Origin of the sequence: Mycobacterium sp. IS-3022, assembly GCF_001500065.1 — a bacterium.
Taxonomy (GTDB): domain Bacteria; phylum Actinomycetota; class Actinomycetes; order Mycobacteriales; family Mycobacteriaceae; genus Mycobacterium.
Window position 1 is genome coordinate 18,216 of the sequence record NZ_LQIN01000003.1, and the last position, 11,708, is coordinate 29,923.

12 protein-coding genes are annotated in these 11,708 nt (G+C 70.0%); 9 read left to right on the plus strand and 3 right to left on the minus strand.

Translation table 11 applies throughout. From position 1 onward, the window contains the following. The first annotated feature begins 40 nt into the window (after positions 1-40). Positions 41-1,168, plus strand: coding sequence for a hypothetical protein (locus tag AU188_RS04285; RefSeq protein ID WP_059162498.1), 1,128 nt, complete (start codon positions 41-43; stop codon positions 1,166-1,168). A 12-nt stretch (positions 1,169-1,180) separates the two neighbouring features. After that, positions 1,181-1,861, plus strand: a complete 681-nt coding sequence (locus AU188_RS04290) for a hypothetical protein (RefSeq protein WP_059162499.1) — start codon at positions 1,181-1,183, stop codon at positions 1,859-1,861. Between the two features lie 5 nt (positions 1,862-1,866). On the opposite strand, the gene AU188_RS04295 is transcribed toward AU188_RS04290, so the two are convergent. Both AU188_RS04295 and AU188_RS04300 read right to left on the minus strand, forming a co-directional pair. Further along, positions 1,867-2,655 (minus strand): ESX-1 secretion-associated protein, encoded by a 789-nt coding sequence (locus AU188_RS04295; protein WP_059162500.1) that lies wholly within the window; start codon positions 2,653-2,655, stop codon positions 1,867-1,869. Between the two features lie 58 nt (positions 2,656-2,713). Beyond that, on the minus strand, positions 2,714-4,804 hold the full coding sequence (locus AU188_RS04300; protein WP_059162501.1) for an AAA family ATPase: 2,091 nt from the start codon (positions 4,802-4,804) through the stop codon (positions 2,714-2,716). Positions 4,805-4,887: 83 nt separating this feature from the next. On the opposite strand from AU188_RS04300, the gene log reads away from it, so the two are divergent. From log to AU188_RS24825, 7 genes are all read left to right on the plus strand, one after another. Continuing rightward, positions 4,888-5,460, plus strand: coding sequence for a cytokinin riboside 5'-monophosphate phosphoribohydrolase (gene log / locus AU188_RS04305; RefSeq protein ID WP_059162628.1), 573 nt, complete (start codon positions 4,888-4,890; stop codon positions 5,458-5,460). A 37-nt stretch (positions 5,461-5,497) separates the two neighbouring features. Then, a complete protein-coding gene (gene fadD6 / locus AU188_RS04310) occupies positions 5,498-7,279 on the plus strand; it encodes a long-chain-acyl-CoA synthetase FadD6 (RefSeq protein ID WP_059162502.1) in 1,782 nt (593 codons plus the stop codon). A gap of 131 nt (positions 7,280-7,410) precedes the next feature. After that, entirely contained in the window at positions 7,411-8,235 is an 825-nt protein-coding gene (gene folP / locus AU188_RS04315; protein ID WP_059162629.1) for a dihydropteroate synthase, read from the plus strand. After that, complete coding sequence (locus AU188_RS04320; RefSeq protein WP_059162503.1) at positions 8,232-9,182, plus strand: glucosyl-3-phosphoglycerate synthase; 951 nt, start codon at positions 8,232-8,234, stop codon at positions 9,180-9,182. Before folP ends, AU188_RS04320 begins: the two co-directional genes overlap by 4 nt. Before the next feature lie 40 nt (positions 9,183-9,222). After that, on the plus strand, positions 9,223-9,582 hold the full coding sequence (locus AU188_RS04325) for a DivIVA domain-containing protein (RefSeq protein ID WP_059162504.1): 360 nt from the start codon (positions 9,223-9,225) through the stop codon (positions 9,580-9,582). 14 nt (positions 9,583-9,596) lie between these two features. Next, positions 9,597-10,244, plus strand: a complete 648-nt coding sequence (locus tag AU188_RS04330) for a DNA-3-methyladenine glycosylase I (protein ID WP_059162630.1) — start codon at positions 9,597-9,599, stop codon at positions 10,242-10,244. A 113-nt stretch (positions 10,245-10,357) separates the two neighbouring features. Beyond that, on the plus strand, positions 10,358-10,525 hold the full coding sequence (locus tag AU188_RS24825) for a DUF3117 domain-containing protein (RefSeq protein WP_005059648.1): 168 nt from the start codon (positions 10,358-10,360) through the stop codon (positions 10,523-10,525). On the opposite strand, the gene glgA is transcribed toward AU188_RS24825, so the two are convergent. Beyond that, on the minus strand, positions 10,515-11,696 hold the full coding sequence (gene glgA, locus AU188_RS04335; protein WP_059162505.1) for a glycogen synthase: 1,182 nt from the start codon (positions 11,694-11,696) through the stop codon (positions 10,515-10,517). The two genes, AU188_RS24825 and glgA, sit on opposite strands and share 11 nt — an antisense overlap. Between the last annotated feature and the right edge of the window lie 12 nt (positions 11,697-11,708).

The window sequence follows — 11,708 nt, forward strand, 5'->3', positions numbered from 1 at the left end:
AATTTGACGCCCGAAGCGTGTCACGAAAGGGGGTCGCGTCATGGGAATCGCCCCGGATTCCAGTCCGTACGGCTCGCAGACCGTGACCGGTCCCGGCTGGCCGAACGTCGACGAGGAGATGTTGGCCGCGGCCGCGGCGTCGTATGAGGCGCTGGCCGCCAAGATCAGCGGAAACGTGGTGCCGCAACAGCAGAGCCAGCTGATGCGGCTGTCCGACTCGTGGGAGGGCGTCGCGTCGATGGCCGCGGCAGGGGAGGCCACCACCATCATCGGCGGCCACGAGGCCAACGCGGCGCACGCGGCCGGGATCGCGGCCAAGCTGCGCGCGATGGAGGCCACCGTCGTCAAGACGAAGATGCTGGCAAACACCATCGCGCAGGAAGTCCAGCACGAGTGTGAGGCCATCGCGGCGATGCCGTTCAGCAACACCCAGGAGCTGGTGCAGAGCCGCATCAAGATGGGGTTGTCCCAGAACATCGCCAACGTGACGACCAACACCACCGAACTCGCCGGCACCCTCGGCGTACCGCCGAGCATCCCGTTCTTCGGCGCCCCGCCCGTGCCGGGCAGCAAGGAAGCCCAGGACAGCGGCGAGGAAGCCGCGAAACAGGCCGGCGACGGCTCGCAGCAGGCGATGCAGATGATGAGCCAGATGGGGTCGATGGCCGCGCAGCTGCCCATGCAGATCGGCCAGTCGCTGATGCAGCTGCCCCAGCAGATGGGCCAGCAGCTCCAGCAGCTCTCGCAGCCGCTGCAGCAACTGACGTCGATGTTCGGCCAGGGCGGCAAGGCCGACGCGCTGGGCGCCGCCGGGCTGCCGTTCTCGTCGTTCTCCAACCATCCGCTGGCCGGCGGATCGGGTGCGGGCGGCGGTTCGGGCATGGTGCGGGCGGCGTCGCTTCCGGGCTCCGGCGGCGCGCCTCTGCAGACCCCGCAGATGGCGAATCTGGTCGGCAGCAAGCCCGTCAGCACGGCCCCCGCCGCGGAAGGCGCGATGGCCGGCTCCGCTGTGGTCGCCGGTGCCGCGCCGATGGCCGCGGGCGGCGGGATGGGCGGGATGGCCCCGATGATGGGTCAGCGCGGTGACAGCGGGGGCACCGTGGCGGGCCTGTCCGTACCCGCCCCGCTCGAGCATGACCTCGACGAAGACGACGATGACGACTGGTGACGAGGAGTGCGAATGAGCACGCTGAGAAAGCCCGAGGGCATCAACTGGAACGCCGCGGCGGTCGAACTGCCGGAGATCCCGATGGTTCCCGCCGGGCAGGATGCGATGAGCGCCACCATCTCGGCCGTGTTGCCGACGCTGTCCGCCGAACTGACGGCAAACGTCGCAGCGCTGTCGGCGAAGGAGAACACGTTCTCCGGCAAGGTGGGCGCCGCGCAGGTCGCGTATCAGAACGCCGAAGACGCCGGTTCGCAGTCGGTCGGCCAGCTCGTGGGAATGCTCGGCCAGGTCGGCCAGCAGGCCGGTCAGATGGGACAGATGGCGGGGGCGCCAGCGCAGGCGCTCGGCGGCCAGACCGGGATCTTCGGTTCGCTGATGCAGCAGGCCATGCAGGGCGCGCAAGCGGCGGGCCAGACCGCAGGCGGTCAGGGAGCCGCCGGCGCGGGCTCGGGCGGCACGGCAGCCGGTCCGGCCGGCGCGGCCGCGCAGCAAGCGCGCGACGAATCACCTGGCGGCGCAAGGGAACCCGAACCGGGTGAGCGCGACGAACGTGACGAGCGCCAACCGCTGCAACACGCCGACGACCGGCCATGGGCCGGCGCGTCCGGGCCCGAAGGCATCGCAGCGGGCCCGGCGCCGGTGACCGGGCCGGAGCCCGGACGCGGCGACGACGCGATCGCTCGCAACCTCTAGCGGCGTCAGAGCCAGTCGCCCTGCGGGCGCGTCTGCGCCGGCTGTGGCCGCTGTGGCTCGGCCGGTACATCCGGCGTCCGACCACTCGCCGCTGCACCCGCATCCGCCCGGTCGACCGGCTGGCCCTCGACCGCGCGCTCGGTGTGCTGTGCCCGATCCCGCGTCGGGGACTCCTCAGCGCCGCCGGCGTCCTGCGTGCGGTCGGCCTCGTCATACGCCTCACGGCGTGCCTTGTCGTCGGCGGTCGACCCGGCGGCGCCTTGCACGGCCTGCATGACCTGCTGCGGAACCTGCACCAGCCCTTGCGCGAGGCCGGCCAGCGACGCCGTCAGTCCGCCGACCGCCTGACCTACCTGCTGGCCGATCTGGCCGGCCAGCTGACCGGCCATCTGATCGCCGCCCGCCGGACTTCCGGTGGCTGCCGCCGGGCCGACCGCGCCCACGGGGCCGCTGGTACCGCCGGGTGCGCCCTGTTGTGAGTCGAGGGCATCGGCGGCGGCGCGCAACTTGTCGGCGCCCGCCTGGTCGCCGTCGTCGTACATCCGAGCGGCCTCGCGCAGAAGCTCGGAGAGCGTCTCACCCGAGCGGGCGGTGGCCTGCACGGTGTCGCGTCGGGTGCCGAGTGCACTCGTGAGCGCGGCGCCCACTGCGGCTGCGATCGTGCCGTGACTGGCCTGCACGCCGGCCGCTTCACTGGCATCGGCGTCGATCACTTGTGACAGGTCCGTCGCGACCCGGTCGTGGATCTGGGCGTAGGACCGCACCGCGTCGGTCTGCACGTTCAACTGGCTCATCTGCACCTCCGTCGAAGTCAAAGTCTAGGCCCGCGACCGAACCGTCTCCGACGCCAATTCAGCGGTACTCAGCGCTCTGCGCGGCCGCGTCGGCCGAGGCACCGTGCCACCCGGCCGCCGCGTAACTCTGCGACACCTCGACCAGCGCAGCCGCATCACGCGCGGCGAGCGCCCGGCCGTGTGCCAGCGCCAACCGCCCGGTCGCGCAATCACATTCGGCGCTGATGCGCCCGATCGCGTCGACGGCGCGCATGTCGCCCAGCCGCACCGCGTCGAGCAGGGTGCGCAACGCGACGGCCGTCTGCCCGCCCCGTTCCGCGTTGCGCACCGCCTCGCGGGCGGCGTCGACGGCGCCGTGCCGGTCGCGTCGCGCCGACATCGTCCACGCCCGCGCCACGGCCAGCTCCGGAGCGAACAGCATCGACTTGAGGCCGTGTCGAGATTCGGCGCGCGCCAACGCTTTTCCCGCCTCGACTCCGGCGCCGAGCTGGCCGAGCGCCTGGGCCAGCAGCATCCAGGCCAACGGACCCCACGAATAGCCGGTCGGCGACAGGGCGGAGACCGCGCGACGCAGCAGCCGCACCGCCTCGTCGAGTTCGCCCTTGGCGATCAGCACGTCGGCGACCAACACCTCGCCGATCGCCCGGCCGGGTTGCTGCAGCTGCGCGAAGTCGGTGAGCCGCTGGGCGAGCTCCTGCGCCCGGTCGAGCTGCCCGGCCATCACCAATGCCGTCGTCTGGCCGAACCCGCTGGTGAACCGCAGCAGACCTGGGTGCCCGGCGGCGATCGCACGGTCGGCCAATGCGTCGACCTCGGCGAAGCGGCCCGTCCGCGCCGAACTCAACGCCGCGGCAGCCGCGGCCCAACCGACCGCGGTGTCGTCGGCCGCCGGCGACCGCAGCACCTCATCGGCGAGTTCCACGGCCCGCGACACGCTTCCCGCGTTCATCGCGAACGTCGCCGACAACGCGTCCAGCGTGGTACGGGCCATCGGCGACGACACCCGGTTGCGCGTCGCGCGCAGGAACGCCGTCGCCCGTTCCGGCTCGGACAGCATCCAGAACTGGTTCGCCGCGCGTGGCAGCGCCCATGCCATCAACTCGTGCTCCGAGAGCGCGGCGCTGTCCACCTCCGCGAGCACCGCGTCGGCGTCACGGCCCCGGCCCTGCCAGGCCAGCGAATAGCCCAGCGTCAGCCGGGTCGACAGAACCGGTGCGCGATGCAGTGCGGCGCGGGCGAGCCGTTCGCTGAGCGTCAGATCGCCGAGCCGCAGCGCCTCTGCGGCCGCCGCGGCCACCTCGGCGGGCTCCTGCGGGCTGTCGCTGTCGAGCGCCAGCACCGCGCGGCGTAGCCGGTCGACCGCGGTGTCGCCGGGCCGCGCCGCGAGCCGGTCGACGAGCTCACCGCGCAACCGCCGCAGCTCCGGGCCACCCAACGCCTCGCGCACCGCGTCGGCGAACAGCGGATGCGCTGGACGCACCCAGCCGCCGTCGACGGCCACTGCGCCACAAGCCGATGCGCCCTCGACGGCGTCGCGCCCGGCCAAGGCTTCGAGTTCGCCGAGGGCCAGCGGGTCGTCGACCGCGAGGTACTCCAGCACGCGGTGTGCGGCGGTGGGCAGGGCCGCGACGAACTGCTGGACCCGAGCGGCCAGCCGGCTGTCGTCGTGACCTGGCGGCTCGAGCTCGATGCGCTCGACGAGCCCGTCCTCCCACAACGCCGAGACCCCTTCGGCCATCACGCCGTTCGGCGCCACCGTCACGATCAACGTGGCGGCCGCACCAACCGCCAGCTGATACACCAGCGCCGCCGAGAGCGGGTCGAGCAGATGGGCGTCGTCGAGCACCAGCAGCCGGCCGTCACCGAGAGATTCACGCGCACACCGCAACACGTCGGCGGTCTTGCCGGTTTCGGGGATCTCGATGAGGTGGCTGACCGCCGCGAACGGCACTGCGGCCATCGGCCTGGTCGCGGTCACCCAGTCGACCCGCGGATACCTGGCCCCGAACCGGTCCACGGCCGCGCGCGCCAGCGTCGTCTTGCCTACGCCGGCAGGCCCGATCAGCACCGCACCGGATCGCTTGCGCAGCCCGGCGTCGATCGAGTCGAGTGCCGGTCCGGGCGGCGAGGTGACCCACTCAATCGGCACCGCCGGAGTCTATGGCTAAATCAACCGCCGCACCGCTCAATGCTGCCGGGGCCGCTTGATCGTCGTGCAGTTAGGTTGTGCTCGTGTCCGGCGAACCTGACCGTCAATGGGCGGTATGCGTCTACTGTGCGTCGGGGCCGGCGCACCCCGAACTCCTCGCGCTGGCCGAGGAGGTGGGCGGGGCGATCGCCGAGCGGGGCTGGGCCCTGGTCTCCGGCGGCGGAAACGTCTCGGCGATGGGGGCGCTCGCCGTCGCGGCCAGAGCCCGCGGGGGGCACACCGTCGGTGTGATCCCCAAAGCGCTGGTGCATCGGGAGGTCGCCGACGTGGACGCCGACGAACTCGTCGTCACGGACACGATGCGTGAGCGCAAGCAGGTCATGGAAGGACGAGCGGACGCGTTCATCGCGCTGCCCGGGGGCATCGGCACCCTCGAGGAGTTCTTCGAAGCCTGGACAGCGGGCTATCTGGGTATGCATGACAAACCCGTCGTGCTGCTCGATCCGATCGGGCATTACGACGGCTTGCTGGCCTGGTTGCACGGGTTGCTCGACAGCGGCTACGTCGCCCAAGCGGCGCTGGACCGGCTGGTCGTCGTGACCGACGTCGAGTCGGCCATGGTGGCGTGCGCGCCGCGGCATGACCTGGGTCACTAGGGTGTGCGACAAACGAAGAGCGGAGGGACGGACGCACATGACCGAGAAGTCGGGGACCCGCAGCAGCGTCGGGTTGCTGGACATCGCCGCCAGGATGCCGGGTCTGATCGCGGACGTGCCGACCATCCTGCGGGGCGTGGTCACCGGCTTCGGCGCGCGGCCGTCGGCCAAGACGTCGATCGGCAGGGTGTTCCAGGAGCGCGCCGCCCGTTACGCCGACAAGGTCTTCCTGAAGTTCGGCGACGAGCAGATCACCTACCGCGAGGCCAACGAGACCGCCAACCGCTATGCCGCGGTGCTGGCCGCCCGCGGCGTCGGGCACGGCGACGTCGTCGGCATCATGCTGCGCAACTCACCCGAATCCGTGTTGTTGATGCTGGCCGCGGTCAAGTGCGGGGCGATCGCCGGCATGCTCAACTACCACCAGCGCGGTGACGTGCTCCAGCACAGTCTCGGGTTGCTGGACGCGAAAGCCGTGGTCGCCGACACCGATTTCGTCGAACCGATCACCGACTCCGGCGCGGACACCTCCGGCCTGATCACCGTCGACGAGCTGAAGCGCCTGGCCGCCACCGCGCCCACCGGCAACCCGCCCACCACCGCGGCGGTGTTGGCCAAGGACAAGGCCTTCTACATCTTCACGTCGGGCACCACCGGCATGCCCAAGGCCAGCGTGATGACCCACTACCGCTGGCTGCGCGCACTGGCCGGGTTCGGCGGCCTCGGCATGAGGCTCACCAGCAAGGACACCTTGTACTGCTGCCTGCCGCTGTACCACAACAACGCGCTGACGGTCGCGCTGTCGTCGGTGCTGAACTCGGGCGCCACGCTGGCATTGGGCAAGTCGTTCTCGGCGTCGAAGTTCTGGGACGAGGTCATCCGCTACGACGCCACCGCGTTCGTCTACATCGGCGAGATCTGCTCCTATCTGCTCAGCCAGCCGGAAAAGAACACCGATCGCGCGCACAAGGTCCGGGTGATCTGCGGCAACGGGCTTCGCCCGGCGATCTGGGACGAGTTCACCGAGCGGTTCGGCATCGAGCGGGTGTGCGAGTTCTACGGCGCCAGCGAGGGCAACACCGCGTTCGTCAACGTGTTCAACGTCCCGAAGTCGACCGGCATCTGCCCGACGCCCGTGGCGTTCGTGGAGTACGACCCGGAGACCGGCGATCCGCGGCGCGACGACAAGGGCCGCGTCAAGAAGGTGCGCAACGGTGAGGCGGGGTTGCTGCTGTCCAAGGTGAGCAACTTCCAGCCGTTCGACGGCTACACCGACAAGAAGGAGTCGGAAAAGAAGTTGGTGCGCAACGCCTTTCGTGACGGCGACGTCTGGTTCAACACCGGCGACCTGATGCGCTCACAGGGGTTCGGGCATGCGTCGTTCACCGACCGGCTCGGCGACACCTTCCGGTGGAAGGGCGAGAACGTGGCCACCACCGAGGTGGAGTCGGCGATCTCGGCCGACCCGCAGGTCGAGGAGTGCACGGTGTTCGGCGTCGAGGTGGAAGGCACCGGCGGTCGGGCGGGCATGGCGGCGATCCAGCTCAAGGAGGGCCAGGAGTTCGACGGCAAGGCGCTGGCCAAGGCCGCCTACGACAAGCTGCCCGGGTACGCGGTGCCGTTGTTCGTCCGGGTGGTCAAGGAGCTGGCGCACACGTCGACGTTCAAGAGCCAGAAGGTCGACCTCCGCAAGGAGGGCTACAACGTCGAGGAGATCGAGGACCCGATCTACGTGCTGTCCGGCCGCGACGAGGGCTACGTCGAGTTCTACGACGCGTACCCCAAAGAGGTCGCCGACGGAAAGAAGCCCAAGAACTAGCGATTTGTGGAGCCGCAGCGGCGATGAGCGCCGCGAAAACTCCACAAATCGCACGGCCGTAGCCTGGAAACGTGAGCACGTCCTCGGGCCGATTCCTCGGGCGACCCGTCGCGGGCGACCGGGCGCTGATCATGGCGATCGTGAACCGGACGCCGGACTCGTTCTACGACCGCGGCGCCGCCTTCACCGACGAGGCCGCCAAGGCCGCCGCGCACCGGGTGATCGCCGAGGGCGCCGACGTCGTCGACGTCGGCGGGGTCAAGGCGGGACCGGGCGGGCTCGTCGATGCGGACGAAGAGGTCGCCCGCGTCGTCCCGTTCATCGAATGGCTGCGCGGCACCTATCCCGACCAGCTGATCAGCGTCGACACTTGGCGCTCGGCGGTCGCCAAACGAGCCTGTGCGGCCGGTGCGGACCTGATCAACGACACGTGGGCCGGCCACGACCCGGCGTTACCCGAGGTCGCCGCGGAATTCGGCGCCGGGCTGGTGTGCTCGCACACCGGAGGCGCCCAACCGCGGACGAGGCCTTTCCGGGTCGACTACGGGATCTCCGAACGCGGCGTCGTCGACGCCGTGATCACCGAGGTGACCGCGGCGGCCGAACGGGCGGTGGCCGCCGGGGTGGCGCGCGACGCGGTGCTGATCGATCCGACCCATGATTTCGGCAAGAACACTTACCACGGTCTTATTTTGTTGCGCCATGTAAAAGAGCTTGTAAAAACTGGATGGCCGGTCCTGATGGCGCTGAGCAACAAGGATTTTGTCGGGGAGACTCTGGGGGTGGGTTTGACCGAACGCCTGGAGGGCACCCTTGCAGCCACCGCCCTGGCGGCTGCAGACGGAGCCGCGATGTTCCGGGTGCACGAGGTCGCACCGACTCGGCGCGTACTGGAGATGGTCGCGTCGATCCAGGGCGGACGGCCGCCGACACGCACGGTGAGGGGACTGGCATGACACTCACTCCGGAACTGCCCGGCACCGCGGTCCGCACCGGGCAGTGGCTGGCCGACCGTAGCTGGAACCGGCCGGCGTGGACCATCGCCGAACTCGAAGCCGCCAAGAAGGGCCGCACCATCTCGGTGGTGTTGCCGGCGTTGAACGAGGAAGAGACCGTCGGCAGCGTCGTCGAAAGCATCGCGCCGCTGACGGGTGGGCTGGTCGACGAGCTGATCGTGCTCGATTCGGGCTCGACCGACGACACCGAGATCCGTGCGCTGGCCGCCGGGGCGCGAGTGGTCAGCCGGGAACTCGCGCTGCCCGAGTTGGCCCCGCAGCCCGGAAAGGGGGAGGTGCTGTGGCGTTCACTGGCCGCGACCACCGGCGACATCGTGGTGTTCGTCGACTCCGACCTGATCGACCCCGACCCGATGTTCGTGCCCAAGCTGGTCGGCCCCCTGCTCACCGCCGACGGGGTGCACCTGGTCAAGGGCTTCTACCGCAGGCCGCTGAAGGTCAGCGGCAGCCAGGACGCCAACGGTGGCGGGCGCGTCACGGAGTTGGTGGCCCGGCCGCTGCTCGCCTCGCTGCGGCCCGAGCTCAGCTGCGTCCTGCAACCGCTGGGCGGTGAGTACGCCGGCACCCGTGAGCTGTTGACGTCCGTACCGTTCGCGCCCGGCTACGGCGTGGAGATCGGCCTGCTCATCGACGCCTACGACCGTCTCGGGCTGGATGGAATCGCGCAGGTCAACCTCGGCGTGCGGACGCACCGCAACCGGCCGCTGACCGAGCTGGCCACCATGAGCAGACAGGTCATCGCGACGCTGCTGTCGCGCTGCGGCGTGCCCGACTCCGGTGTTGGGCTGACGCAGTTCTTCGCCGACGGCGACGACTACACGCCGCGGACCTCCCCGGTGTCGCTCGCCGACCGCCCGCCGATGGCGACGCTGCGCCCGCGCGGGTAGTCGGCCGCTTTTGTCGCACGCCTGAGGCAGTATCGACAGCGTGACGCTGGTTCTGCTGTATCTGGTCGTGCTGGTCCTCATCGCTGTGGTGTTGTTTGCCGTGGGCAGCGTGCTGTTCGGCCGCGGTGAACCGCTGCCGCCCCTGCCGCGCGACACCACCGCCACGGTGCTGCCCGCCTCGGGTGTGACGGGTGCCGACGTCGACGCGGTCAAGTTCACCCAGACGCTGCGCGGCTACAAGACCAGCGAGGTGGACTGGGTGCTCGACCGGTTGGGTCAGGAGCTCGACCAGCTTCGCGGCCAGCTCGCCACGCTGCGGGCGACCCACGGCATCGATGACGACGAGCCCGTCGAGGGGGGCGCGCACGCACTGCCGTCGGAGGAAGGGACGGAATCGTGACCGCCACGACGGAGCTGGTCGCCGCACCCGACGGTCGCACCCGGTGCGCCTGGATCGACGAATCACGGCTCGCGTTAGCCGATTTCGTGCTCTATCGCGACTACCACGACACCGAGTGGGGGCGACCGCTGCGCGACTCGGCCGCCCTGTTCGAACGGGTCAGCCTCGAAGCGTTCCAGAGCGGGCTGTCGTGGCTGGTGATCCTGCGCAAGCGGGAGAACTTTCGGCGCGCCTTTCACGGCTTCGACGTCGAGCGCATCGCCCGCTACACCGACCGCGACATCGCGCGGTTGATGGCCGACGCCGGGATCGTGCGCAACCGCGCAAAGATCGAGGCCACCATCGCGAACGCGCGGGCCGCAGCCGCCCTCGCCGATGCCGGGGTCGACCTCGCCGGGTTGTTGTGGTCGTTCGCGCCGCCGCCCCGGGCGCGCCCCGCCGGCTTCGCCGACGTTCCGGCGGTCACCCCGGAGTCGACAGCGATGGCCAAGGAACTGAAGCGTCGCGGCTTCCGCTTCGTCGGGCCGACGACCGCCTACGCCTTGATGCAGGCCACCGGAATGGTCGACGACCACACTGCGGACTGCTGGGTGCCGGCGACGTCACCGCCGTCTCCGAACACGGCCATAGCCGGGTCTTTGCACACCGAACACCGCCGATAGGGAACAATAGGGGCGTTCAGTAGCAGTTCAGTGCCGGGAGCTGTCAAACGGGTGGGCAGACTCGGCCCCGACCGAGCCCGCAAGCGGGCCGGCTCATGTGGAGGGAGCACTCGATGGCGGCGATGAAGCCCCGGACCGGCGACGGTCCACTGGAAGCAACCAAGGAGGGGCGCGGCATCGTGATGCGGGTACCACTGGAAGGCGGCGGGCGACTGGTTGTCGAGCTCACTCCCGACGAAGCCGCCGCGCTGGGGGACGAGCTGAAGAACGTCACAAGCTAGTGAGTTCGCTGTCGGCCACCTTGCGGTAGATCTCCAGCGTCTGCTCGGCGATGTGCGCCCAGGAGAACTCGTCGATGCAACGCTGCCGCCCGGCCCGGCCGTACTGCCGCGCCTTCTGCGGGTCGGCCACCAGCTCGTTGACGGTCGCGGCCAACCGGCTCTCATAGCCCGTCGGGTCCTGCGGGTCATAGTGCACCAGCCGCCCGGTGGTCCCGTCGGCCACCACCTCCGGAATGCCTCCGACATCGGAGGCCACCACCGCGGTCGCGCACGCCATCGCCTCCAGGTTCACGATGCCCAACGGCTCATAGACCGAAGGACATATGAAAACCGTTGCTGCGGTTAATATTTCGCGAATCTTGACGATCGGAAGCATCTCGCGCACCCAGTACACCCCGGCGCGGGCCCGCGAGAGCTGCGCAACCGCCGCGGTCACCTCGGCGGCGATCTCGGGGGTGTCGGGCGCTCCCGCGCACAACACCAGCTGGATGTCGGGCGCGAAATCGTGTGCCGCAGCGATCAGATGCGCGACGCCCTTCTGCCGGGTGATCCGCCCGACGAATGCCGCGATCGGGCGCGTGGGGTCGACCCCGAGTTCGGCCAGCACCGACTCGCCCGGTTCCGGCTTCGCGGGATACCAGACCTCGGTGTCGATTCCGTTACGCACCACATGGACCCGGTTCGGATCCAGTGCGGGATAGGTGCGCAACACGTCGTCGCGCATGCCGGAGCTGACCGCGATCACCGCGTCGGCGGCCTCCACCGCCGTCTTCTCCACCCACGACGACACCCGATAGCCGCCGCCCAGCTGTTCGGCCTTCCACGGCCGCATCGGCTCCAGCGAATGGGCGGTCAGCACGTGCGGGATGCCGTAGAGCAAGCCGGCGAGATGACCGGCCAGCCCGGTGTACCAGGTGTGTGAATGCACGACATGCGCCCGGGCCGCGGCGTTGACCATGTTCAGGTCCGCCGAAAGCATGGTCAGCGCGGCGTTGGCGCCCAGCAGAGCCGGGTCGGGTTGCGCAACAATCGCGTCGGGCCGCGGTGCGCCCATGCAGTGCACGTCCACCTCGCACAGGTGGCGCAGCTGAGCGACCAACTCGGTGACGTGCACCCCCGCACCGCCGTAAACCTCGGGTGGATACTCCCGGGTCATCATCGCCACCCGCATGGGTGTAGACGA

Bases quoted from the DNA above. Each gene is read 5' to 3' on its own strand.
- AU188_RS04285 (WP_059162498.1), top strand. From the start codon at position 41: ATGGGAATCGCCCCGGATTCCAGTCCGTACGGCTCGCAGACCGTGACC.
- AU188_RS04290 (WP_059162499.1), top strand. From the start codon at position 1,181: ATGAGCACGCTGAGAAAGCCCGAGGGCATCAACTGGAACGCCGCGGCG.
- AU188_RS04295 (WP_059162500.1), bottom strand. From the start codon at position 2,655: ATGAGCCAGTTGAACGTGCAGACCGACGCGGTGCGGTCCTACGCCCAG.
- fadD6 (WP_059162502.1), top strand. From the start codon at position 5,498: ATGACCGAGAAGTCGGGGACCCGCAGCAGCGTCGGGTTGCTGGACATC.
- folP (WP_059162629.1), top strand. From the start codon at position 7,411: ATGGCGATCGTGAACCGGACGCCGGACTCGTTCTACGACCGCGGCGCC.
- AU188_RS04320 (WP_059162503.1), top strand. From the start codon at position 8,232: ATGACACTCACTCCGGAACTGCCCGGCACCGCGGTCCGCACCGGGCAG.
- AU188_RS24825 (WP_005059648.1), top strand. From the start codon at position 10,358: ATGGCGGCGATGAAGCCCCGGACCGGCGACGGTCCACTGGAAGCAACC.
- glgA (WP_059162505.1), bottom strand. From the start codon at position 11,696: ATGCGGGTGGCGATGATGACCCGGGAGTATCCACCCGAGGTTTACGGC.